This window comes from Tenacibaculum agarivorans (assembly GCF_001936575.1).
GTDB classification, from domain to species: domain Bacteria; phylum Bacteroidota; class Bacteroidia; order Flavobacteriales; family Flavobacteriaceae; genus Polaribacter; species Polaribacter agarivorans.
In genome coordinates this window covers 109,050-134,032 of the sequence record NZ_MSMP01000006.1, presented here as the reverse complement: position 1 = coordinate 134,032, position 24,983 = coordinate 109,050, and the positions used below count along the sequence as shown (strand labels likewise).

The following is a 24,983-nucleotide window of genomic DNA, read 5'->3' as shown; positions in this document are numbered from 1 at the left end:
ATGAATTTCAATCCATCAGAAAAATCTAATGAATATTTAGCTCGTCTTAAACAATTCATGAACCAATATGTGTATCCTTTTGAATCTGAATATTCGAAATACAACACCACTCATAATGTAGGTAGTGATTGGACAAAATGGACAGAGCATCCAAGGTTAGAAGAATTAAAAGAATTAGCTAAAAAAGAAGGTTTATGGAATCTCTTTTTACCAGACAATGAATTAGCTGAAGGACTTAGTGTTTTAGAATATGCACCGCTAGCCGAAGAAATGGGACGCGTATATAATTCTGCAGAGATTTTTAATTGCAATGCTCCAGATACTGGAAATATGGAAGTATTATATCATTTTGGATCTGAAGAACAAAAAAAAGAATGGTTACAACCTTTATTAAAAGGTGAAATGAAATCTGTTTTTTGCATGACTGAGCCTGATGTTGCTTCCTCTGACGCTACTAATATTGAAACATCAATCATAGAAGATGGTGACGAAATTATAGTTAATGGTAAAAAATGGTGGTCTACAGGATTAGGACATCCTATGACAAAGCTAGCTATTGTTTTAGGAAAAACAGATACTACAGCTGAAAAGCACAAACAGCATAGTATGGTATTAGTACCCTTAGATACACCTGGTGTTGAAATTAAACGAATGCAAAATACTTTTGGAACTTATGATGCTCCTGCTGGACATGGAGAAGTACATTTTAATAATGTTAGAATACCTAAGAAAAATCTAATTCTAGATTTTGGTGCTGGTTTTGCGATTGCTCAAGGAAGATTAGGGCCAGGAAGAATTCATCATTGTATGCGTTGTATTGGCGCTGCTGAACGTGCTTTAGAACTCGCTATTATAAGAAGTGGAACTCGACAAGCTTTTGGAAAACCATTAGCTAAACTGGGTGGAAACTCTGAGCATTTTGCACAAGCAAGAATTGCCATAGATCAAGCTCGGTTGTTGACACATTATGCGGCTTGGAAAATAGATGAACAGGGTGTTAAAAATAGTATGACAGAAATTTCTGCTATTAAAGTTGTAGCTCCTAAAGTATTACAAGAAGTAACAGATATGGCCATGCAAATTCATGGCGGAGCAGGATTATCTGATGACTTTCCGTTAATCAACTTTTTTATTCAGGCAAGAGCTCTTCGTTTAGCCGATGGTCCAGATGAAGTGCACATGCGTATGATTTCTAGACTAGAATTCAAAAAATACCTTAGCTAATGGCAACTACTATAAAAGATTTAGAAAAACAGCAACGTTCAGGTGAAGAACTCGATTTAGATAAGCTATTACCTTGGTTACAACAACATCTTCCTGATATTGACAATAATCCAACCATTACGCAATTCTCCGGAGGAGCATCGAACTGGACGTACAGATTGCGTTTTGCTAATCATGATATCATTTTAAGAAGAGCTCCTTTAGGAAAAAAAGCCGCTGGTGCACATGATATGCCTAGAGAGTTTTACTTACAACAAAAACTAAAACCGCATTATCCTTATGTCCCGAAAATGATCGCTGTGTGCGAAGATGAATCAGTTTTAGGTTCTACTTTCTACCTTATGGAACGTTTAGAAGGTATTATTCTTCGTAAAAATCTTCCTAAGATAGTTCAATGGGATGAAGCTACGACTAAAAAGGTTTGCTATTCTTTTTGGGATAAAATGATTGAACTTCATCAGGTCGATTATCAAAAAGAAGGCTTGGATAGTTTGGGTAAAGGTTCTGGTTATATTGAACGGCAAATTTCTGGCTGGAGTAAGCGGTATACCAATGCTAAAACTTGGAATGTTCCTTCAGGAAAAAAGGTAATTCAATGGCTAGAAAAAAATCTTCCTAAAGAAGAAAAACTATGTATTATACATAATGATTTTCGTTTGGATAATGTTGTAATTGATCATTCTAATCCTGAAAATATTTTAGGAGTTTTAGACTGGGAATTAGCAGCAATTGGAGATCCATTAATGGATTTAGGAAATAGCTTAGCGTATTGGGTAGAGGAAAAAGATGATTTCTTTGTAAAATCTATTCGAAGACAACCCAGTAATATACCTGGTATGTTAACCAGAAACGAAGTTATAAAATACTATTGCGAAAAAACAGGTAGGCAAGTTGATGATTTCCGTTTTTATAGAATTTATGGACTCTTCAGACTAGCAGGTATTGTTCAGCAAATCTATTATCGTTACCAAAAAGGCTACACTAAAAATAAGGCTTTTAAAAACTTTTGGTTGATTTCTATTTACCTTATAAAAACCTGTGAAAACATTATCAAACAACGAAAATAAGCATCCATGGAACTAAAAACTTTACATAAAAAATATCCAAATAAAACTGCATTTATAACTGGTGCAGGTTCAGGACTTGGTTTAGCATTTGCGAAATTACTTGCCGAAAATAACTGGACATTACACCTCTCAGATATCAACATTACTTCACTAGAAAATAATAGTTCATTATTTCAGAAAGCTAAAGAAGTGTATAATTATACTCTTGATGTTAGTAATAAAGAACAATATGCTCAAGTTCAGCAACAAGTATTAGCTAATATAGAAAGTCTAGATCTTTTAATTAATAACGCAGGAATTGGAGATGGATTATTGTTTAAAGATTATCCTATCGAAAAATGGGAGAAAATGATTGAAGTTAACCTGATGGGTACTTATTACGGATGTCATTTTTTTACGCCACAACTATTGAAACAGCAAAAAGGTTTAATACTTAATGTTGGTAGTTCGGCCGGGTTTATGAATGCACCAGGGATGTCTGCCTATAGCGTATCTAAAGCGGCTGTATATTCACTTTCTGAAACTTTATACCATGAATTAAAGTTGAAAAATATTCATGTTAGTGTGCTTACACCAACTTTTTTCAAAACCAACATTATGGAAAATGCTAGTTCTAAAGTGTTTAAAGGTTTTGCCGAAAAACAGATGAAATATTCAAAAACTAATGCAGATGAAGTAGCTAGAATTACATTAGAACAAGCCTCTAAAGGAAAGTTTCAGATTATCCATCCTACAGATGCTAGACAGAAGTTTTTCTATAAAAAGTGGCTACCTAAATTAGTAGAAAAGCAGTACTTTAAAATGATGCAAAAACTCTCTCAATTCTCATAAGTTCAATTATTATTTACAATAAAATGTAACTTTATAAACAAAAGAAATAATCAACTCATAAAACCTGAATGTATATGAAAATTAATAGATTTCTTTTACTTATATTTTCTATTGTATTCTTTAGTTGTAAATCCACTGTACAAGAAGCCGGTTTAACTAAAAAGGATAAAGAAAATTTATCCCAAGCACTTACAGTTTTTAACAATGCTTTTCAAGAGGGTAATACTGCGGTTTTAGCATCTATGATTACAGAAAACTATACCCATACTAATGGAAATTCGAAACCGATAGGAAAGAAAAGTTGGTTATCGTATTTACAAAAGAGATCACAAAAAATAAAAACGGGAGAGCTACAAGTAATTCAATATAGAATGGAAGATTTGGCTATAGAATACTTAAATACTACAGCAATTGTTACAGGAAAAGTATTAGTTTCTAGTAAAGTTAGTGACACGATCAAAAGTAATGAATATAGAATTACAAATCTTTGGGTGCATACACCAGATGGATGGAAAAGAGCTGGCTTTCATGATGGTAAAATAAAGTAATTACTTTCTAATCTCCACCTTCTCTATAATTTCATCTATTTTTTCTTTTGGAATAAATCCTTTGAGCATCATTATTGCTCCGAAAACAATTAATAAAACTCCCATTCCTCTTTTAACTCTGTAAATAGCCACAGGAGTTAATTTAGATCGTAGTTGTTTTGCTAGAAGAATTTTAATGATGTCTGTTGTAACATATCCAATAATAACTACAGTAAAATACCTGAAAATTGCAGTAGGATTCATCTCTAAACTAGGGCCAACAACTACCATAATACCCAACCAACCAGCTAATACTCCAATATTAATAAAGTTTAAAAAGAATCCATTTAAAAACAACCTAAAGTAATTATTACTTTTAGGCACATTAATCGAGGACTCCTCAACTTCTTTTTTATTGCTTTTATCCAAATAGGTAATCAATCCATACACAATTAATACTAATCCTCCAATGAAGAATAGTCTAGGATCATCTTTTATTTTTTCTAATAAATTCCTACTCCCAAAATATGCAATACACATAAAAGTAATGTCTCCTAAAACAACACCTATATCAAAAGCTAATGCCGCTCTAAATCCTTTTAAAACACTTGTTTTCAGAAGCATAAAGAATACTGGACCAATCATGAATGACATGAAAAGTCCAACTAGAAAAGCTTCTTTATAATCAAGTAAACTCATTTCTTAGCAATTTTAATATTGGTTAAACATCATCAAAATCCACCTTAAGTGTAGGTGTAACAGGATGCGCTTGGCAAGTTAATACAAAACCTTCTGCTAACTCTTCATCAGTTAAAATTTGGTTTTTAATCATCACTGCTTTTCCTTCGGTAACTTTAGCGATACAACTACTACATACTCCTCCTTGACAAGAATATGGAGCATCAATTTTATGTCGTAAAGCTTCAGCTAAAATATCAGTATTTTGAGGCATCGTAAATACCGTTTCCTCATCATCCAATAATACTGTAATTTCCGATTGTCCTTCTTTAACTTGCTTAGCTGCTTCTTCATCTATAGATGCAGTAAATAATTCATATAAAATAGCTTCTTTATTAAAACCATTTTCTGCTAAAGTTTCAGAAGCTACTGTAATCATTTCTTCTGGACCACACAAGAATGCTTTATCAAAAGCAACATCTTTATAAATGTTTTTTACAAAGTAGTTTACGTGAGCTTTATCTATTCTTCCAAAAACAGATCCTTCTACATTTTCTCTACTAAACACATAACTTAGATTGAATTGATCAGGATATTGTGTTTTTAAATCATTAAGCTCATTATAAAAAATAGTATCGTTAATTGATTTATTTCCATATACTAGAGTAAAAGTAGCTGTTGGTTCAGATTCTAACACCGATTTAATCATAGACATTACTGGTGTAATTCCACTTCCAGCGGCAAAACCGATATAGTTTTTATTCGCTTCAGGTTCTAATAAGAACTTACCTTCAGGAACTGCTACTTCTAACACATCTCCTGCTTTTAATGTTTCATTCGCATATACCGAAAAAGTACCGTTTTCTACTGCTTTTACACTTACCTTAACCTCATTACTCTTTGGTGATGAACATAAAGAATATGCTCTTCTTACTTCTTCTCCATTAATTACGGTTTTTAAAGTTATATACTGACCTGCAATAAAATTGAACTTTTCTTTATTATCGGCTGTAATATCAAAAACTAAAGAAACAGCAGCAGAAGTTTCTCTGATAATATCTTTTATGGTAATGGAATAAAATTGACTCATTGCTAAAAATTTGACCACAAAAATAGGAAAGAAAACTCACTTATTTCTTTCCCTCAACAATTATTACTATTTCGCCTTTGGCAGGTTTATTAGTATAGTATGACAGTATCTCTTTTACGTTTCCACGTTTAGTTTCTTCAAACATTTTTGTGAGTTCTCTGGAAACTGATACTTGTCGATCTTCTCCAAAGTATTCTGCAAAATTTCCCAATGTTTTTAGCAACTTATGTGGGCTTTCATAAAAAATCATAGTTCGGGTTTCTTCAGCCAACAACTTTAATCGTGTTTGTCTTCCTTTTTTTACTGGGAGAAAACCTTCAAAAACAAACTTATCATTAGGTAAACCTGAATTTACTAAAGCAGGAACAAAGGCCGTAGCCCCTGGTAAACACTCTACTTCAACCCCACTTTGTATACAAGCACGTGTTAACAAAAAACCTGGATCTGAAATTGCTGGAGTACCTGCATCAGAAATTAACGCAAAAGTTTCACCGCTTTGAATTCTATTGACAATATGATCTACTGTTTTATGCTCGTTATGCATGTGATGAGATTGCATTGGAGTATTGATCTCAAAATGCTTTAACAACTTTCCACTGGTTCGTGTATCTTCTGCTAAAATGTAATCTACTTCTTTTAAAACTTTTATAGCTCTAAACGTAATGTCTTCTAAGTTCCCAATCGGCGTGGGTACCAAAAAAAGTTTGCTCATACTACAAAGGTAATTATAACTTATAGTTTACAACTAAAATCATAATAAAGAATGATTTTTAAAGCTTTTGTATTTATTGACGAAAGTCAATGCATTGGTTTCAGTTGTTATTCAATTTTGTATAAAATCTAAATTATGAAATACAAAATTATTACAGCTATCATGTTAACTTCGTTGACTCTACAGTCACAACAGCAAAGAACCTTAGAAAAAAAATGCTACATAGGAAGTTCTGCCTTTATGCTTGCCAATCTCGTTGATGATGATGAACCACCTAGATTTTACATGATTGATTTAGGGTATAGAATTACAAAGAAAGATGTAATCTCTATAGAAGCAATCACTTGGAATTATTATGAACCCATTGGTATGAGTATTAATGAAAAAAATAATGGCCCTAATTTCCCTGGTCGAGTTGAAGCTTTTGGTTTAGGTCTAACCTATAAAAGATTTATTTGGAAAGGAACTTTTGCAAAAGTGCATTCTACAGCAATGCATCAAAATTATTTGGATGAATCTGATAGAAAAATTCAGAGTGGATTTCAGCTGTTTAATACATTACGTATTGGATATCAGTTTCGCTTTTTTAAAAACCGATTTTTTATCGAACCTTCTTTTGCTATAACTAATTGGCCTATAAACACAAATCTCCCTAATTCTTTTCAGGTATTAGAAAACAGATATAAAAAATATGCTTTCGAACCTGGCTTTCATTTTGGATTTAACTTTTAAAATCAAACTATCATGAGTCATAAAAACATCAAAATTTATTTTATACTATTATGGATAACAGTGCTAATTAATATGATCTTTGCTGACATCTTTTCAATTATAGTTGAGTTGGTAAAAGGTGATGTTTTAGCAATTCCGGGAGAGGTAACATCAATAATGGCAATTGCCGCTTTGGTTACTAATATTCCTATTTTAATGATTTTTTTATCATGGATATTACCCGGTACAATCAATAAACTAGCGAATACTTTTGTCCCAATTTTAACTAGTATTTATATCATTGGTGGCCGGTCTGAATTACCCCACTATTATATTATAGCTAGCATTGAAATTGTTTTGCTGATCCTAATAATTTTTAAAGCAAGACGATGGAAATTAAACGTTTAGAGAAATTTATTTTTGAACCATTCGAGCCCTTATTCTACTAAGGGTTTCGGGTTTTACACCTAAATAACTTGCTATTTGGTATTGCGGTACCCTATTAAGTAAATCTGGTCGTTCTTTAACAAGCTTCACATATTTATCCTCGGGTTTTAGTCGATAAAATTCCGTTAGTTGTTCCCTTTGTTCTCCAATGATTCTATCCATTTCTTCTAAACAAAACTCTTTAAATCGAGGAAATTTATTGTAAAATGCTTTCTCTTTGTCAACATCAGTAATAACCACTGTAGTTTCTTCTGAACACACAAAATTTATTTTTGAAGGTGTTTTATTAGATATGCTGCTCTGATTTGCTAAGGACTGATTTTCTGTATAAAAAGCAATTGTTTTTTCTTCACCGTCTAACAATACATATTCTCTAACACAGCCTTTAATTATAAAAAAACTTCCCTTTGCAACTTCTCCTTCTCTTAATAAATAAGCTCCCTTTTCAAAAGTTTTAATAGGAAATGTATACGCTATAAATAACTCTTCTTCCTGAGTTATTTTAGTCATTTGAGATATTAAGCTTACAAAAATGTGTTTCATTTAGTTTTTGTATTTATGATCTCTCTAAATTTCTTATAAATTCTATTGAATTCCTAATCTATTTTTTCCACCTTAACAATTACCGATTTACTGATTGGAGTTTGGCTTTTATCTGCATATTCATGAATAGGAATTAACAGATTTGTTTCAGGAAAATAAGCTCCTAAATTACCTCTTGGTATATTATAAGGAATGACTTTAAAATGTAATGCCTTTCGTTCTTGATTGTTATAATTACTGGTTAAGTTTACGACTTCGAATTTTGTAAAACCAAAATGCTGCATATCTTCTTCATTCATTAAAATAACTCTTCGTTCGTTAAAAATTCCTCTGTAACGATCATTCATTCCATAAATAGTGGTATTAAATTGATCGTGCGAACGAATTGTCATCAATAGAAATTCATCATCTGCAATATTATGTTCTGGTAGTTCGCAACAAGTAAACTGGGCTTTTCCATTAGGTAATTTACTAAAATCCAATTCTCGTACATTATTCGGTAAATAAAAGCCTGTACCTTTAGATTTTTCTTCCATTCCTTGGAAACCTTTTACTACCGATTCTAATTTTTCTCTTATCAGCTCGTAATTATTTCCTAATTCTTGCCAATTTACAACATGTCCTTCATTAAAATAGGCACTGGCAATATTCCCAATAATTTCAGGCTCACTTCTTAAGTTTTCTGAAGATGGACGTAACATTCCTTTAGTACGATGCACTTTTCCCATACTATTTTCTACCGTAAGAAAACGTGTTTTTCCATCTTTAACATCTAATTCTGATCGTCCTAGGGTTGGTAAAATAATACTTGTTTTTCCTGCCGTCAGTTGTGTTCTATTCAATTTGGTATTTACATGTACCGTTAATTCACAGTTTTGAAGTGCCTGAGCGGTATATTCGGTGTCGGAAGCTGCCGAAACAAAGTTTCCTCCTAAAGCCATGAATATTTTAGCTTTTCCTTCATACATGGCTTGTATTCCTTTTACCACATCATAACCAGAATGCGTAGGCGCATCAAAACCAAAAGTATCTTTAATGGCTTTATTAAAATTCTTATTTGCATGGTGCACAATTCCAACCGTTCTATCTCCCTGAACATTACTATGCCCGCGTACAGGACAAGTACCCGCTCCTTCTTTACCTAAACTTCCTTTTAGCAACAGTAGGTTTACACATTCTTTAATATTATTTACTCCATTTTTATGCTGTGTTAATCCCATTGCCCAGCAGATGATAATTTTATTTCTATGTGCTAAAATTTCAACTACTTCATTTATTTTTTCTTCAGAAACCCCGCAATTAATTAATAGTTCAGCCTCTGAAAAACCTTGTAAATGTTCCATCAAACTCTCATAACCATCTGTGTAGGTTGTAATGAATTCATGATCAAAAACAGTTCCTTCCTCTTTATCAATAGCAGCTAACTTTAGTAAGATTAACTTTAATAAAGAAATATCTTGATTTATTTTTACTTGTAAGTGAACATCTGTTAATTGCTCTCCTCCTAATACAACACCTTTAAACTCTTGAGGGTTTTTAAAACGAATTAAACCTGCTTCTTCTAAAGGGTTTACACTAATTACCTTACCACCATTTTCTTTACACTTTTGCAAAGCAGATAACATTCTTGGATGGTTGGTTCCTGGATTTTGACCAATAACCATTACAACTTCAGCCTTGTCAAAATCTTCTAATTTTACAGAACCTTTTCCAATTCCTAAGGTTTCAGATAATGCAACACCACTAGACTCATGACACATGTTTGAACAGTCAGGCATGTTATTGGTACCAAAAGCTCGGATGAATAAACCATACAAAAATGCAGCTTCATTACTAGAACGACCCGATGTGTAAAAAATACCTTCATCTGGACTATCCAACTCGTGTAATTTTTCAGCGATAAGTTTGTACGCATTATCCCATGAAATAGGTTCATAATGCACTTTGCCTGGATATAATACCATTGGTTCCGTAATACGTCCACTCTTTCCAATCTGATAATCTGTCCATTGAGATATTTCTTCTACAGAATATTTTGCAAAGAAACTGGCATTAACTTTTTTATCAGTAGCTTCTTCGGCAAAAGCTTTTGCTCCATTTTCACAATATTCAGCAACCTTAGATGGTTTTTCAGGATCAGGCCAAGCACATCCAGGACAATCAAAACCTTCTTTTTGGTTCATTGCTCCTAAACCTTTCAGCCCTTTAACTACTCCCATCTCTTTAAATACATGATTTAAAGCTACTTTAACTGCTGGAATTCCTGCAGCATAATCTTTAGGTGGAGTTAATTGGAGATCTGAAAATTCAATAGTTCCTGTTACCGAAATATTTCGTTGGTTGCTTTTACTCATAAAAAGGTATTTGATAGCAATTTACTAATTCGTAGGAATTCCTGAAGATTAAACTACTAAATTGTACGAAAAGCACTTGTTATGAATAGCATAAAATCATACAATTTATACTGTTTTTGAATAATGACATGTATGAATACCTATTACGGATTACTATTATCTGACAACTGAAATTACTACCTTTGCTGTATGTCTAAAAACGTGTTAGATCATATTATCTTTCCTGAAGATATAAGGCAATTACATTCAGAGCTACTACCTCAATTAGCGGAAGAGCTTCGACGATTTATTATTGATATTGTTGCGACCAAAGAAGGACATTTGGGAGCAAGTTTAGGTGTAGTAGAACTTACTATTGCTTTGCATTATGTTTTTAATACTCCTGAAGATCAACTAGTTTGGGATGTTGGACATCAAGCGTATGGGCATAAGATTTTAACTGGTAGAAAAGATACTTTTCATACCAATAGACAGTTAGAAGGAATATCTGGTTTCCCAAAAAGAAGTGAGAGTAATTATGATACTTTTGGTGTTGGACATTCCTCTACCTCAATCTCTGCTGCTTTGGGAATGGCTATTGCTTCACAATTAAAGGGAGAACACAAACATCATATTGCCGTAATTGGTGATGCTTCCATAGCTAGTGGAATGGCTTTTGAAGCTTTGAATCATGCTGGAGTTACCACAGCGAATTTATTGGTCATTCTAAATGATAATGCCATTGGTATTGATCCTGCTGTAGGTGCATTGAAAGAGTATTTAACTAGAGTAAAATCGAAAAGAAGCGATATTGAACAAGATAATATTTTTGAAGCTTTAAATTTCGACTACTCTGGGCCTATTGATGGACATAACTTATTGGAATTAATTGATGAACTTGAACGTTTGAAAAAAATTCCTGGCCCTAAATTTTTACATGTAATTACCACAAAAGGAAAAGGGTTAAAACAAGCAGAGGAAGATCAAGTTAAATATCATGCTCCTGGAAAGTTTGATAAAGTTTCTGGTGATTTACTACCGAAACCACATAGTATTCAGCCTCCAAAGTATCAAGATGTATTTGGAAAAACTATTGTGGAACTAGCTAAAAAAAATGACAAGATTGTAGGGATTACCCCTGCAATGCTAACAGGAAGTTCTTTAAAGTTTATGTTAGAAAAATTCCCGAATAGAACTTTTGATGTTGGTATTGCCGAACAACATGCGGTTACTCTGGCTGCTGGAATGGCTACTCAAGGTTTAATTCCGTATTGTAATATTTATTCTACATTTTTACAGCGTGCTTATGATCAAATTATTCATGATGTTGCACTTCAAAATCTTCCTGTTATCTTTTGTTTAGATCGAGCGGGCATTGTTGGACAAGATGGGGCAACACATCATGGTGTTTTTGATTTAGCGTACTTACGATGTATTCCTAATCTTATCATTTTTGCACCTCGAAATGAAATTGAACTGAGAAATATACTATACACAGCTCAATTGGGTTTGAAACATCCCATTGCAATTCGTTATCCTAGGGGAAGGGGAGTTACTATTGACTGGCGACAACCTTTTACAAACCTTAGAATAGGAAAAGGAGCTCGTTTACAAGAAGGAAATGACTTAGCAGTGTTATCTGTAGGTTCTGTTGCTAAAAATGTTTCAGAGGCCTTAAAAATGGTTTCAAAAGAAAACAGTGTAGCACATTACGATCTTCGTTTTATAAAACCTTTAGATGAAGAATTGTTACATAACATCTTTAAGAAATTCGAAAATGTGATTACCATTGAAGATGGTACAGTAAAAGGTGGATTTGGTGCTGCTATTTTAGAGTTCGCATCAGAACACAATTATAAAAATACGATCAAAGTTTTAGGTATACCAGATGAGTTTGTTCATCATGGTACTGTTGAAGAATTATATCATATTTGTGGTATTGATTCAATATCTGTTTTACTTGAAATTGAATCTTTATTGAAACAATAAAAGTATGAAGCTTTTTAAAAGCTATTACAATTGTTTATGATTCTTTGGATTGAATGTTGAGATAAGAATACATAGATCTAATGATTCTTTGTAATACGTTAATCGTTTCTACATTTCGTTTAGTATACTAGTGTTTACTACTTGACATTTCATAGACAAAATGTGTTTTTCTTAAATTCATCATTAAAATTACTTCATATTCTTAAAAAAGGTATGTACATTTAATTAAAGAGTTAAAAAGTTCTTTTTTAACCTTAACAACAGACCTTATTAAAACGACAACAAATAAATAAATGAAAAGACGAAAATTTTTTAAGAATACTGTAAAAGGTGCTATCGGAGCTAGTATGATACCTTTACTAGGAACCTCATGTACTAATGAAAAAAAATTAGAAGAAAAGAATAATGGTAGTGAAATTAGTTCGCAATCTAATAATACAACCCCTGAACAATGGCACCAAATGGGAACTGGTAAAAAGCCAAGACCAAATAGAAAAAAAACAGTGGTATGTGATGTGGCTGTTATTGGCGGAGGTGCTGCTGGTATGTGTGCTGCAATCTCTGCTGCTAGAAATGGAGCTAAAGTAGTTTTAATACAAGACAGACCTGTTTTAGGAGGTAACTCTTCAAGTGAAATTAGAGTACATTTAAACGGTGTAAATCATTTAAAAAATGGATTACCTGAAAGAGAAACTGGTATTATTGAAGAAATATTATTACACAATCGTTTTTACAATCCTCAAGATTCGTATCCTGTTTGGGACCATGTTTTATTTGATTTTATTACTCGTGAACCCAATATAGATTTAAAATTGAATACTTCAGCTATTCGTGCAATTATGAATGGGGATAAAATTGAAGCTGCGTATTGTTGGCAAATGACAACTGAAATGGAATTCACTGTAAAAGCTGATGTATATATAGATTGCTCTGGTGATGGTCTTTTAGGTGCAACTGCTGGAGCTTTATACAGAACCGGTCGAGAGGCTTCTTCTGAGTTTAATGAAAAATATGCTCCTAAAGAAGCAGATGGCTGGCAAATGGGATCTACTGTATTACTAGGATCCAAAAATATGGGAAAACCAATGTCTTTTGAACCCCCACATTTTGCAATTAAATACGACGCCGAAAAATCACATAAAGGACGTAATCTTATTCCTTTTGAATTAGGTTATTGGTGGGTTGAACTTGGTAGTGAAGACGATATTATAGGCGAATATGAAGATATAAAGCAAACCTTAATGGGACATGCATATGGTGTATGGGACTATATAAAGAATTCTGGTAAATTTCCCGAAACTGAAAACTATGCTTTAGATTGGGTTTCTTCATTACCTGGAAAGAGAGAGAGCCGTCGTTTCATTGGTGATTATATTCTTTCAGAGCCTGATATGCTAGGAAATAAACAGTTTCCAGATGCCGTTGCTTTTGGAGGTTGGTCTTTAGATGAACACAATCCTGGTGGTATTGCAAATCTTAGTGAACCTCCTAGTTATTTTCATGAAGATTTTTCTGAACCTTACCAAATTCCATTTCGTAGTTTATATTCTAAAAATGTGCCTAATCTTCTATTTGCTGGTAGAAATATTAGTCAAACTCATATAGCACTTTCATCATCTAGAATTATGGCTACATGTGCCTTAGAAGGTCAAGCCGTAGGTACTGCCGCCTCTTTATGTGTACAAAAGAATATTTTACCAAGAGAACTTGGCCAAAAATATATTAATGAACTACAAGAACAACTGTTGAGAGATGATGCTTTTATCCCTTATCGCCCCTCAAAAGATGATAAAGATTTAGTAAAACAAGCGAGTTTAATTTTTGCTTCAAGTACTTCTTCTGGTGATGCTAACTACTTAAATGATGGTTGGTCTAGAGATTATAATAAAAAAATTCACCATTGGGAGTCTGAAGGTTTACCTGCGGAAGTACAAATAGAATGGGAAGAAAAAGTTAGTATTTCTAAAATTGAAATTAAATCTGACACCAATGTTAAACGTAACATCATGCTACGTAGAGATAGTTTGAATAATGATGTTTATGGAACTTCAATTCCAAAAGAGTTATTGAAGTCATTAGAAGTTGAAGCTCGTATAAATGGGAATTGGGTACAACTAGGAACAGAAAGTAAGAATCGTAAACGTTTAATAAAGTTTGATTTTAATACTGTTCAAACTACCGCTATTAGGATACGTTTAAAAGAGACTTATGGTCATAACAATGTCAAATTATTTGAGATTAGGTCCTATGAAAGTTAGACCATATATATTTCTATTATTCTTTTTATTCACGTGGTTTTTAACCTCTTGTTATGAGAAAAAACCGCCTACTCCTTTACTTCAAAAAAAAGTAAATACTGCTATTGTAACTGACAATAAAATAGAAATCCCTCATAAAATAAATGTATTGCATAAAGGTATTAGCTTAACGGAACCTGTAGCATGCACATTAATAGAAGTGAAAAATGACAAAAAACAACCCATAGCTTATTACATGAATGTAAAATCAGTTGTTTGTGGTGATAAACGTTGTCGAGTAGATTTAATAAAAATTTTCTGGGATATACTAGGAGGTTATAGTCATGTAGAACTACCTGACGGAGTAGATCTGGAGAAAGATGAGGGGGAAAACTTTACTAATGATGATTATACAAAGCTAAATATTATATTGAGTGACGCTGATTCACCTTTACAAAATGTTTATAAACATGAAATTGTAAGTACTATAGGTAGTGAAGGTATTGATGCTTTAACTGGAGCAACAATTTTAGTAGATAAAAGCTCTTATGTTGAAGGTGCTGTTTGGACTTGTTATTCTATTTGGCACTGGATACATGGAGATACAAAACAAATCCTCAGAAATATTACTGGGGATTCTTTTTCGGAATTACAGTTAAAGGATTACTTAAAATCTAATAAAAAAGAGCAACAACTATTTGCCTTAGAACAATTGACTATACGAAAAGATTTTTCAAAAGAAACAATGACACTCGTTTCAGAAATCATTCAAAAGAAACCATACTTAGTAAAACCTAGTATTCCATATCTGAATAATACTACCAATTCTTTTTTTAGAAAAACAATGCAAACACTCATAATCAATTCAAATACTAAGAATAGATTACTATGTTTCAATGAAATTTTAAAAACTAAGCAGCCGTTATCTACTTCTTTTTTTGAAAGTTTAGACCTTAATTATTCTTCATTAACTTTTGAAGAAGTTCATTTACTTTTGAAGATTTTTATAGCAAAAAAATTGACCACTAATAGTATCAAAAACAAACTTATTGAACTTTTAAAAAGCAAGCATTTTTTAACAGCAAGAAGAGTCTACTGGTTTCTCAAAAATCAAAAACTTACCAAAGAACAAGAGAAAATTTTACATCAATTTTATAAAGCTAATCAAGAGCGTATGTGACTTTATATGTTATAAAGCTCTATGATAAAATATGAGTAGAGCTTATTATTATTATCAAAACCAATCCATATAAAGAAGAAAATTCCTAAATCTTTATCTAACTAAGGACAAAAACTGTTGTATTTGGCTTTCTTTTATAGTTTATTCTACTCTGAAAGTAATAGGTAATGCATAGCTTACTCTAACAGGCTCGCCTTCGGATAAACCAGGTTTCATTTTAGGTAGCAATTTTGCAATTCTATATGCCTCTTGTTGTAATTTAGGGTGCGGTGCATTTACTTTAATATCTTCTATATCTCCTTCTTTTCCTATCTTAAATAAGATATAAACTCTTTGAATCCCTTTTTCTAAACCAATACACTTTTCTTCCGTTATATTTAACTCTTTATTAAATACTTTTTTTTTATCTATACAATTAACATCTCCTAGATTAAATGTTTTTTGAACATGTTTACGCATTTTCATATTGAAGCAATTTTTTTGTTCTGCTTTACTTCCGAGCGTTTCACATCCGGGAAATACTGGCGGTTCATCTATAATTGAAAAACCAATTTCTTCAAGTTCTTTATCTCTGTTTTGAGCTATTCCTTGTAGACTAAAAATAATAGCAATTATTAAAAGTAAATTTTTCATAACAATGTTTTATTATATTACAATCGCTGTATTTTAAAAAAAAGCGAGTTAGGTTGACTAACTCGCTTTCAAATATAATAAATAATCTATTCTCTTAGTTATTCAATGCTTCAGCACCACCAACAATTTCTAAGATTTCATTAGTAATTGCAGCTTGACGTGCTTTGTTGTACGTTAATAATAAATCATCACGTAATTCTTTAGCATTATCAGTCGCTTTATGCATTGCAGTCATACGAGCACCGTGTTCGGCAGCAAATGAATCACGAATTGCTTTGTATAATTGCGTTTTTAACGACTTAGGAATTAATTCTAAAACTATTTCTTCTTTAGAAGGTTCGAAGATATAGTCAGAGCTAACATTGTCACCTCCCTCAATAGGTTTAATAGGTAAAAATTGCTCTACCATTGCAATTTGTGTAGCAGCATTTTTAAATTGGTTGTAGATAATTTCGATTCTATCGTAAGTACCTGCAACATATAAATCCATTAATTGTTGAGCAACTTCTGCAGCACTATCAAAAGTTAAATTGTCAAAAATACTATTGTTATTTTCAACAACGTTATATTCTTTTGATAGGATATCGTTTCCTTTTTTACCAATAGTTAAAAGGTCAACTTCTACCCCGTTGTATGTTTCATTAATTGTACTAACAGTCTTTTTAATGATTGAAGAGTTAAATCCTCCACATAAACCTCTGTTAGAAGTAACAGTAACTAATAAAACTTTGTTTACTTCTCTTTGTTCAGAATATGCACCTCCTGTGTTTCCTTCTAAAGTAGCACTTAAACTTTGTAAAAGTTCAGTTAACTTAGAGGAATAAGGACGCATAGCTGTAATAGCATCTTGTGCCTTTTTCAACTTTGCAGCAGATACCATTTTCATGGCAGATGTAATCTGCATTGTTGATTTAATTGAAGTAATTCTGTTACGTATTTCTTTTAAGTTTGCCATCTATATGAACTTAAAATTGTTTGAATTTCCTCATTACTAAAGCAATGAGGAAATGTTTTTTAATTATGCTGAATATTTAGCAGAAATCTCTTTAGCTGCTTGCGTTAATACATCAGTAGCTTCATCAGTTAATTTACCTGATTTTAACGTGTCTAATGTATCTCTGTGCTTTGCATTTAAGAACTCGATATAATTTGCCTCGAATTCTTTTACTTTATTTACAGGCACATCCTTTAGTAAGTTCTTAGAACCTGCATAAATAATAGCGATCTGATCTTCTACTGTAAATGGATCTCCTTGATTTTGCTTTAAAATCTCAACATTACGTTGACCTTTAGAGATTACATTCATTGTAGCGGCATCTAAATCAGAACCAAACTTAGCGAATGCTTCTAATTCACGGTACTGAGCTTGATCTAACTTTAATGTACCAGATACTTTCTTCATTGATTTAATCTGAGCAGAACCTCCTACACGAGATACAGAAATACCTACGTTAATTGCTGGACGTACACCCGAGTTGAATAAATCAGACTCTAAGAAAATCTGTCCATCAGTAATCGAAATTACGTTTGTTGGAATATATGCAGAAACATCTCCCGCTTGAGTTTCAATAATTGGTAATGCAGTTAAAGATCCTCCACCTTTTACTTTACCTTTTAAAGACTCTGGTAAATCATTCATTTGAGCAGCAATAGCATCATCATTAATAACTTTTGCAGCACGCTCTAATAATCTAGAGTGTAAGTAGAATACATCTCCAGGATACGCCTCACGTCCTGGTGGACGACGTAATAATAAAGATACCTCACGATACGCAACCGCTTGCTTAGATAAATCATCATAGATGATTAATGCTGGACGACCAGTATCACGGAAATACTCTCCAATTGCAGCACCTGCGAATGGAGCATATACCTGCATTGGAGCAGGATCTGAAGCGTTAGCTGCAACGATAGTTGTATATGCTAAAGCTCCTTTTTCTTCTAACATGTTAGCGATAGCAGCTACTGTAGAACCTTTTTGACCTACTGCAACGTAGATACAATATACTGGCTCACCTGCATCGAAAAATTCTTTTTGATTTAAGATTGTATCAATTGCAACTGTTGATTTTCCAGTTTGACGGTCACCAATGATTAACTCACGTTGTCCACGTCCGATTGGAATCATAGCATCTACAGACTTAATACCTGTCTGTAAAGGTTCAGTTACTGGCTGACGATAGATAACTCCAGGTGCTTTACGCTCTAAAGGCATTTCGAAAGTTTCACCTTCGATTGGTCCTTTACCATCTATTGGGTTACCTAATGTATCTACAACTCTTCCTACTACACCTTCTCCTACTTTTAAAGAAGCAATTCTTTCTGTACGCTTTACTGTAGAACCTTCACTAACTCCTGTTGAAGGACCTAATAATACTACACCTACATTATCTTCTTCTAAGTTTAATACGATTCCTTCTAAACCGTTACCAAACTCAACTAATTCACCATATTGTACGTTAGATAAACCATATACACGAGCGATACCATCACCCACTTGTAATACAGTTCCTACTTCGTTTAACGTAGCTTTTGATTCAAAATTTGTTAATTGTTCCTTTAAAATTGCTGATACTTCAGCTGGTTTAATTGCTGCCATCTTTATTTTTTGCTTTAGGCTTTAAGCTTTCGGCTTTTAGCTATAATTAAATTTTTGGAATATAATGACTATTGTCAAATTCTCTTCTTAATTCGTTTAATTGGTTAGAGATACTTGCATCGTATTGCACATCTCCTACACGTAATATAAATCCTCCTAAAATATCAGGATTTACAACGTTTTCAATTGTTGCACTGTTTCCAGTAATTTCAACAATTTTCTTTTGGATTTTAGCCTCTAAGTCTCCACTTAAAGCAACTGCAGTTGTTACCTTAGCAACCTGCATGTTCTTATAGTAATCGAAAATGATAGTGTATTGCTTTGCAACACTTTCTAACATTGTCATCCTTTTATTTTCGGCTAGTAAGTTAAATAATCCTTTAGCGATATTATTTACTTTATCTCCAAATAAGGCATCTAATACTTTTTTCTTATCAGAAGCTTTAATCACTGGACTTTTAAGCATAGCATCTAAATCGTCACTTTCAGCAACAGTAGCAGCGATAAGTTTCATGTTATCGTTTACTTCTGCATCATTACCTTGCTCTTTAGCTAGGTTTAATATCGCTTTTGCGTAACGTAATGCTGGTCTTGACTGTTTCATTATGCTAAATTAGTTTAAAGTAACGTCTTCTAACATTCCTTCTACAAGCTTTAACTGCTCATCTTGAGAAGCTAATTCTTTTTTCACTACTGTTTCAGCAATTCCAATAGAAAGATCTGCTACTTTTTTCTTTAACTCTGCAATAGCTGCTTGTTGCTCTTGCTTAATGGTAGCTTTTGCATTCTCGATCATTTTTGAAGCTTCTTCTTTAGCTTCATCTTTTGCATCTGCAATGATTTTATCTTTAATCTCACGAGCTTCTTTCATCATAGCATCACGTTCTGCTCTCGCTTCTTTTAATAATCTATCATTATCAGCTTGTAAGTTTTGCATTTCCTTTTTAGCAGCTTCTGCTTGGTCTAATGCGCTTTGGATTCCTTCTTCTCTTTCATCTAAAGACTTTAAGATTGGTTTCCAAGCAAACTTTCCTAATAAAACTAATAATACGATTAGGATTATCACTTGCATGAAAAATAACCCTGGAGAAAAATCATTTAATAACTGATCCATTATATCTAATTTATTCTTTTAAAATTCTTTTTGTTTAATTGTTAAAACATTTCCTGCAACCAACCGTTACAGGAAAATGTTTTGCTTTTTGTTTCTTCTGGAGATTACTTTCCTAAGATTAAAGCACCGAATGCTAATCCTTCTAATAATGCTCCGATGATGATCATCGCAGTTTGGATTTTACCAGCAGCCTCAGGTTGACGAGCAATTCCTTCCATTGCTTTTCCACCGATTTGACCTAATCCGATTCCTCCACCGATTACGATTAATCCTGCTCCAATTAAATTGTACATACTAATTGATTTATATAATTAAACAAATTCTTATTCTAAATTAATGTGCATGATCATGTTCATGCTCTTCTACTGCCATTCCAATAAATAAGGCAGATAACATGGTAAAGATAAACGCTTGTAAAAACGCCACTAAAACTTCTATTACCATAATGAATGTAGCTAATACAAATGACATTCCTGTTGAAGCAACAGGACCGAAGTCTTTCTTAAGCACAATCATTAACGCTATTAAGCTCATTACTACAAAGTGCCCCGCAGTAATGTTTGCAAATAAACGCACTAAAAGAGAGAATGGTTTAATTAACACAAACCCTACTAATTCTATTACTGCTAAAATTGGTCTTAACACAACAGGTACACCAGGCATCCAAAGCGTATGCGCCCAGAAATCTTTTGAACCGCTTGTTAAGTAAATTACTGCTGTGAATAATGCTAAACATATAGTAACTGCAATTTGCCCAGTAACATTAAACCCTATTGGAGTTAACCCTAATAAATTTAATATCCAGATAAAGAAAAACACCGTTAATAAATAAGGCATAAATCTTTTATATTTTTTCTCACCAATATTTGGCCTTGCTATTTCGTCTCTTACGTATAATACTAAAGGCTCTAATACACGTCCAACTCCAGTTGGAATAGCTCCTTTTTTATATCCTTTAGCTAAAGAACCAAATCCTAAAAACATTAATAACCCAGCCACTAACATTCCAAAAACACTTTTAGTAATAGAAAAATCTAATACTTTATGTGCATTTGTTGCATGATGATGATCGTCAAAAGCAACGTGCTCTACACCTTCATTCAATTCATAAATCTTACTATGAATTTTAGCTAACTTTACGTCACCAGCATCTACAACTACATGTCCATCATCATTATGATGAAATTTAGATGACATGAAAGTTTTCAATCCTTTGCTCGTCCAAACAATAACAGGTAATGGAAAACCTACATGCTTTCTTTCTCCTGCTTCATTTGTATATGAATACAAAGAAAAGTCATGAGAATCAGCTAAGTGATGTTTGATATAACCTTTGATATCTTCAGGAGTATTAATCTGTCCTCCTTTTTCAGAATTTCCGCCTCCTCCAGCGAAAACGTTTAATGAAGAAAATACTATTGCTAGTATTGCTAAACATTTGATAGATTTTTTTGCTATCATCATACCTTTACTAAATATAGAATTTATGGTCTCTAAATTTCCGTGCAAAGGTACACATTTAATTAAAACTACAAACTCTTTTTGAGATATAGTTTTTTGCAGTTGAAAAATTGAGTGGAAAGAAACTAAACTACTTGCTGTTTAGGAGTTTGGAAACCATTATTGCTTCTGTTATTAAAAACAAGAATAATGGGACAACTAAAGAAAATCGTTCAGGCTTGGTTAGAATGTTTTCTCCAAATACTGAAGTATTAAAAATAAGCACGAAAAATCCTATTTTTATAAATATGGATGCTAGATAGGCATAACCTGCTTGATTCGGTAATTTATCTGCTACCAACTCTACAATAGCATATACTATTGAGGCTGCAATGGCATGGAATAAGTACACACTAAATAACGAGAATGGAAAGTGGTTTTCTTCTACTAAATAACTATTTAAAAAATAACTTACGATGAATAGAAGAACTATAGCAGCTATAAATAATACAATACGCTTAATCATTATCTTTAGAAATATTTGACACCTGTTTGATTACGGCATACATAGCCATAAAAACGGCAGCTAAGGTACAAACTTTAGTATAGATTTCATCTGAGTTTGGGTACTTTCCATCTAACCATTTACCTAATAAACTACCTAGATAAATAGTACCCCCCATTTGAATAGCTATACCGCTAAAGCGTATATATTTATGATACTGATTTTTGTTTTCCCTTTTGGACATCAGTAGTTTTCTTAGCTAATTCTTTTACTGCACCTTTCATATTACAGGTTGCATTAAAAGCTGCTCCTGGTTCAGTTGAAATTTGCCCAACATTTACGTTACCAGTAATATTTGCTGTAGATTTTGCAGTTAACGTATTTGCAACATTAAAATCGCCTGAAAACTTTCCTTCTACATCTGCGTTACTACATTCTACCGTTCCATTAATGAAACCGTCATGTCCAATAATAACTCTTCCATTAGTTTTTAATGTACCTTCTAAAGTACCATCTATTCTAAAGTCTCCTTCAGATATTAAATCTCCAGTAATTTTAGTCCCTTTACCAATTACATTTCTACCTGTTGTCTTTTTTTCAACCGTAGTTTCTTTTTTGTTTTTATTGTTAAACATTTTTGGGAATTATTTTAATAGGTTAATAATTTCGTTTGCTTTTTGACCTTCAATCTGATTTGCATATTTAAATGCTACAAATTCTAAGGCCTTTTTATACTCTTCTTTACTTTTGTATTTTCCTAGGCACATTGCCCTGAGTAAAGCAAATTTAGCAATTAATTCTGATTTTTCTACTTTATCACCTAATTTATCTATCTCATTTACAGCTTCTTCGTTCATATTGAACTTATACATCCTGTAAATTTCTTTATATTGTTTATCTATTTCACTAACTTTTATTTGGCTATCTAACTTAGTGTCAGGATTTTTTAAAATTTGAGCAAATTGAGAATCTGCATAATTATTTAGGATCAAATTCTTCTTCTCTTGTGCTTTATCTTCTTTGTTGGTTCTTTGATAAAGCTGAAATAAATGGTAATGAATTGGTAATTTAAGTTCTTCTTTAACATTTAAAGTTAGTAAACGCTCTAATTTTTCAATAGCCAACCCTGGATTTTTAAACTGTTCTTTATAAATCAGTCCTAATTGATATAAAGCGTCATTTCTTTCCTTTTCTAGATTTTCTACCGCTCCTGGTTCTTTAGGAATTGCATCTAAATATGTAGACACTTCATATCTACTATCTATTTTTTCAACTTCTTCTTCCACATCTTCCTCTGCTTCTTCAGAAACTTTTGTTTTGTTTGACCATCTCCAATTATCTGCTAGTTCTCTTTTTCCCCAAACCTTGGTAAAATTCACTTTTCCGAAACCTTTGGATTGTGCATTATAAAAATACCATTTGCTATTCTTATCATTGCTACCTATAGGAGCACCATTTCCACCTGCAAATTGACTTCCAAAATCTTGAGAATTTGCCAATTTTTGCCTTCTCTTTTCATCTTCCTCTTTTAAGGCTTCAATATGCTTTTCAAAAAAAGCTGTTTGCTCTTCAGTAGACATTTTAGCTATATTGATAATGCTATCATTTACCTTAACAAGTTCTTCAAAATCTTTAAGTTTTTCTAATCCTTTTTGTTTTCTTTTTATTCTTCGGATCCTTTTTTCATTTTCAAACTCTTCTGTTGTTGCTTGTAATACACTATCATAAAAAGTTCCAGCTAACAAGTAATCTTGCTTTTTAAAATAAATATTCCCTAAGCTTTCATAAGCATAGGTTTTTTGATAATTCGTGTTTTTTTTAGCTTCTAATGATTTTAAATAATATTCAATAGCTTGATTGGTGCTATCTCTTCTTTCTTCTAAGACTCCTAATTGGTAATATAATTCGTTATGATACTTTCTATTATCAGGGTTTCGAGTTAATTTTTTTAGTCTACCTATGAGTCCTAAACTTGAAGAATCTTTATGACTATTTTTTACGAGTTCTAGATACGCATGTATTTTATATTTTCTTGGTGTACTGCGTTTTCCTGCTAAAAGTTTAAAAACCATTCTTGCAGAATCTTTTCGGTTTAACTCGCTGTAAATTTGCCCTAACACAAAATAGTTTCTTGCCGTTTGTGCATTGTCAACAAATACAACAGATTTTTTTAAGTTATCAATAACTTTTTGAATTGTATCTGTTTTCTCATACGCCATTGCTAACGCTGTAAATGCTGATTGACGCTGTACACCTGTAAGATTTTTTTCATTTTGATCTAAATCTACAAGAAGCTTTAGTGATTCTATAGCCAATTTTTCATTTTCTAATCGAACGTTTGCTTTAGCTCTCCAAACTTTAGTATCGTAGATTAAATCGGCTTTGGGATAATTTGCAATGATGTAATTAAATGCTTCAATCGAAGGAATAAATCGTTGTGTATAATATCTCGCTTTTCCTAATAATAAATAAGCATTATCTACTTGTCTATTTTTTTCATATCCATTAATATTCATAGAGTGTTTTTGGATTGCTTTAGTCGCTTTTTCCTCAGCTCTATCGAATGGTGTAGACGCTTTATTCTCTTTGTTGTCATCGTCAAAACCACTACCTAATCGTAACTCTCCTATATTTCGTTCGTTGAATTTTATAGGTTCGATAGGTAATCTTTTCCAAAAATTATCCTCGTAATTTGTTTCGATACCTTTTAGCCCTTTTTCAAAAGCTTGTTCACCATGAAACAACACATTAAATTTTGTTGTTAATGCATGAAAATTTCTGTTGATTACAGTATCTTTTTTTGTACTACAAGAAAGCAAAACACTAACTATAAATACACTAAGAATTATTGGTTTGATTGTTTTTTTCATAAAATCCGCTCTACATGTACAACATCTAATTTCAGCATCTATTGTACACATGAGCGTAAAAATAGAAATAAAAAGCTAATTTTTAGTGTTGTAATTTGTTTTCTATAATGAATAATAGACCATTCTTACTGTAAAAGTTGTAATAACAATCAAATACCTTCTATTTATCAACCTTAGATTTAGAGCTTTTCTATGTAAAAAATCACTAAAAAAGGGGAGGTTAACTCGTCTTTTTTAAGATAATTTTGAGGCT

The 24,983-nt window shown here is 32.4% G+C and carries 25 protein-coding genes; 9 read left to right on the top strand and 16 right to left on the bottom strand.

Annotated features, from left to right (window positions below):
* From BVC87_RS06360 to BVC87_RS06345, 4 genes are all read left to right on the top strand, one after another.
* Complete coding sequence (locus tag BVC87_RS06360) at nucleotides 1-1,224, top strand: acyl-CoA dehydrogenase family protein (RefSeq protein ID WP_075341518.1); 1,224 nt, start codon at nucleotides 1-3, stop codon at nucleotides 1,222-1,224.
* Nucleotides 1,224-2,291 (top strand): phosphotransferase family protein, encoded by a 1,068-nt coding sequence (locus BVC87_RS06355; RefSeq protein WP_075341517.1) that lies wholly within the window; start codon nucleotides 1,224-1,226, stop codon nucleotides 2,289-2,291. Before BVC87_RS06360 ends, BVC87_RS06355 begins: the two co-directional genes overlap by 1 nt.
* A gap of 6 nt (nucleotides 2,292-2,297) precedes the next feature.
* Entirely contained in the window at nucleotides 2,298-3,122 is an 825-nt protein-coding gene (locus tag BVC87_RS06350) for an SDR family NAD(P)-dependent oxidoreductase (RefSeq protein ID WP_075341516.1), read from the top strand.
* A 74-nt stretch (nucleotides 3,123-3,196) separates the two neighbouring features.
* Nucleotides 3,197-3,670 carry a nuclear transport factor 2 family protein gene (locus tag BVC87_RS06345; RefSeq protein WP_159439328.1) on the top strand — a complete coding sequence of 158 codons (474 nt, stop codon included), beginning with the start codon at nucleotides 3,197-3,199 and terminating at the stop codon, nucleotides 3,668-3,670.
* Here BVC87_RS06345 and BVC87_RS06340 read toward each other — a convergent pair whose 3' ends face one another.
* Genes BVC87_RS06340 through rsmI form a run of 3 tightly spaced genes read right to left on the bottom strand, consistent with a single transcriptional unit; the run spans nucleotide 3,671 to nucleotide 6,129 of the window.
* Nucleotides 3,671-4,348 (bottom strand): LysE family translocator, encoded by a 678-nt coding sequence (locus BVC87_RS06340; RefSeq protein ID WP_075341514.1) that lies wholly within the window; start codon nucleotides 4,346-4,348, stop codon nucleotides 3,671-3,673. It abuts the gene before it with no gap.
* A gap of 22 nt (nucleotides 4,349-4,370) precedes the next feature.
* Nucleotides 4,371-5,417 (bottom strand): ferredoxin--NADP reductase, encoded by a 1,047-nt coding sequence (locus BVC87_RS06335; RefSeq protein ID WP_075341513.1) that lies wholly within the window; start codon nucleotides 5,415-5,417, stop codon nucleotides 4,371-4,373.
* A 40-nt stretch (nucleotides 5,418-5,457) separates the two neighbouring features.
* The gene (gene rsmI / locus BVC87_RS06330; protein WP_075341512.1) at nucleotides 5,458-6,129 is read right to left on the bottom strand and encodes a 16S rRNA (cytidine(1402)-2'-O)-methyltransferase; all 672 of its coding nucleotides are present in this window, start codon (nucleotides 6,127-6,129) and stop codon (nucleotides 5,458-5,460) included.
* A 135-nt stretch (nucleotides 6,130-6,264) separates the two neighbouring features.
* On the opposite strand from rsmI, the gene BVC87_RS06325 reads away from it, so the two are divergent.
* Both BVC87_RS06325 and BVC87_RS06320 read left to right on the top strand, forming a co-directional pair.
* On the top strand, nucleotides 6,265-6,861 hold the full coding sequence (locus BVC87_RS06325) for a hypothetical protein (protein WP_075341511.1): 597 nt from the start codon (nucleotides 6,265-6,267) through the stop codon (nucleotides 6,859-6,861).
* A gap of 12 nt (nucleotides 6,862-6,873) precedes the next feature.
* Nucleotides 6,874-7,248: a DUF6326 family protein gene (locus BVC87_RS06320; RefSeq protein WP_075341510.1), complete on the top strand. Its 375-nt coding sequence runs from the start codon at nucleotides 6,874-6,876 to the stop codon at nucleotides 7,246-7,248.
* Between the two features lie 6 nt (nucleotides 7,249-7,254).
* On the opposite strand, the gene BVC87_RS06315 is transcribed toward BVC87_RS06320, so the two are convergent.
* Together BVC87_RS06315 and BVC87_RS06310 are read right to left on the bottom strand one after the other, a co-directional pair.
* Nucleotides 7,255-7,830, bottom strand: coding sequence for a Crp/Fnr family transcriptional regulator (locus tag BVC87_RS06315; RefSeq protein ID WP_075341509.1), 576 nt, complete (start codon nucleotides 7,828-7,830; stop codon nucleotides 7,255-7,257).
* Between the two features lie 53 nt (nucleotides 7,831-7,883).
* Entirely contained in the window at nucleotides 7,884-10,184 is a 2,301-nt protein-coding gene (locus tag BVC87_RS06310; protein ID WP_075341508.1) for an FdhF/YdeP family oxidoreductase, read from the bottom strand.
* A gap of 189 nt (nucleotides 10,185-10,373) precedes the next feature.
* Here BVC87_RS06310 and dxs point away from each other — a divergent pair, with 189 nt between their 5' ends.
* The 3 genes from dxs to BVC87_RS06295 all read left to right on the top strand — a co-directional run bounded on the left by dxs (nucleotide 10,374) and on the right by BVC87_RS06295 (nucleotide 15,569).
* A complete protein-coding gene (gene dxs, locus BVC87_RS06305) occupies nucleotides 10,374-12,152 on the top strand; it encodes a 1-deoxy-D-xylulose-5-phosphate synthase (protein ID WP_075341507.1) in 1,779 nt (592 codons plus the stop codon).
* 293 nt (nucleotides 12,153-12,445) lie between these two features.
* Nucleotides 12,446-14,410 carry an FAD-dependent oxidoreductase gene (locus tag BVC87_RS06300; RefSeq protein ID WP_075341506.1) on the top strand — a complete coding sequence of 655 codons (1,965 nt, stop codon included), beginning with the start codon at nucleotides 12,446-12,448 and terminating at the stop codon, nucleotides 14,408-14,410.
* Nucleotides 14,400-15,569, top strand: coding sequence for a hypothetical protein (locus BVC87_RS06295; RefSeq protein ID WP_159439327.1), 1,170 nt, complete (start codon nucleotides 14,400-14,402; stop codon nucleotides 15,567-15,569). Before BVC87_RS06300 ends, BVC87_RS06295 begins: the two co-directional genes overlap by 11 nt.
* A 141-nt stretch (nucleotides 15,570-15,710) precedes the next feature.
* Here the strand turns inward: BVC87_RS06295 and BVC87_RS06290 are convergent, their stop codons facing one another.
* The 11 genes from BVC87_RS06290 to porW all read right to left on the bottom strand — a co-directional run bounded on the left by BVC87_RS06290 (nucleotide 15,711) and on the right by porW (nucleotide 24,730).
* Nucleotides 15,711-16,202 (bottom strand): energy transducer TonB, encoded by a 492-nt coding sequence (locus tag BVC87_RS06290; protein ID WP_075341504.1) that lies wholly within the window; start codon nucleotides 16,200-16,202, stop codon nucleotides 15,711-15,713.
* A 94-nt stretch (nucleotides 16,203-16,296) separates the two neighbouring features.
* On the bottom strand, nucleotides 16,297-17,157 hold the full coding sequence (atpG, locus tag BVC87_RS06285) for an ATP synthase F1 subunit gamma (RefSeq protein WP_075341503.1): 861 nt from the start codon (nucleotides 17,155-17,157) through the stop codon (nucleotides 16,297-16,299).
* 63 nt (nucleotides 17,158-17,220) lie between these two features.
* Nucleotides 17,221-18,801: a F0F1 ATP synthase subunit alpha gene (gene atpA / locus BVC87_RS06280; RefSeq protein ID WP_075341502.1), complete on the bottom strand. Its 1,581-nt coding sequence runs from the start codon at nucleotides 18,799-18,801 to the stop codon at nucleotides 17,221-17,223.
* Between the two features lie 46 nt (nucleotides 18,802-18,847).
* Entirely contained in the window at nucleotides 18,848-19,405 is a 558-nt protein-coding gene (atpH, locus tag BVC87_RS06275; protein WP_075341501.1) for an ATP synthase F1 subunit delta, read from the bottom strand.
* 9 nt (nucleotides 19,406-19,414) lie between these two features.
* Nucleotides 19,415-19,915 (bottom strand): F0F1 ATP synthase subunit B, encoded by a 501-nt coding sequence (locus BVC87_RS06270; RefSeq protein WP_075341500.1) that lies wholly within the window; start codon nucleotides 19,913-19,915, stop codon nucleotides 19,415-19,417.
* A 104-nt stretch (nucleotides 19,916-20,019) separates the two neighbouring features.
* Nucleotides 20,020-20,208: an ATP synthase F0 subunit C gene (gene atpE / locus BVC87_RS06265; RefSeq protein WP_004569351.1), complete on the bottom strand. Its 189-nt coding sequence runs from the start codon at nucleotides 20,206-20,208 to the stop codon at nucleotides 20,020-20,022.
* A 40-nt stretch (nucleotides 20,209-20,248) separates the two neighbouring features.
* Nucleotides 20,249-21,379: a F0F1 ATP synthase subunit A gene (atpB, locus tag BVC87_RS06260; RefSeq protein ID WP_075341562.1), complete on the bottom strand. Its 1,131-nt coding sequence runs from the start codon at nucleotides 21,377-21,379 to the stop codon at nucleotides 20,249-20,251.
* A 127-nt stretch (nucleotides 21,380-21,506) separates the two neighbouring features.
* Nucleotides 21,507-21,881, bottom strand: coding sequence for a DUF6168 family protein (locus tag BVC87_RS06255; protein ID WP_075341499.1), 375 nt, complete (start codon nucleotides 21,879-21,881; stop codon nucleotides 21,507-21,509).
* Nucleotides 21,874-22,104, bottom strand: coding sequence for an AtpZ/AtpI family protein (locus BVC87_RS06250; RefSeq protein WP_075341498.1), 231 nt, complete (start codon nucleotides 22,102-22,104; stop codon nucleotides 21,874-21,876). Before BVC87_RS06250 ends, BVC87_RS06255 begins: the two co-directional genes overlap by 8 nt.
* Nucleotides 22,070-22,495 (bottom strand): bactofilin family protein, encoded by a 426-nt coding sequence (locus BVC87_RS06245; protein ID WP_075341497.1) that lies wholly within the window; start codon nucleotides 22,493-22,495, stop codon nucleotides 22,070-22,072. Before BVC87_RS06245 ends, BVC87_RS06250 begins: the two co-directional genes overlap by 35 nt.
* A 9-nt stretch (nucleotides 22,496-22,504) precedes the next feature.
* A complete protein-coding gene (porW, locus tag BVC87_RS06240; RefSeq protein ID WP_083629316.1) occupies nucleotides 22,505-24,730 on the bottom strand; it encodes a type IX secretion system periplasmic lipoprotein PorW/SprE in 2,226 nt (741 codons plus the stop codon).
* Nucleotides 24,731-24,983: the final 253 nt, after the last annotated feature.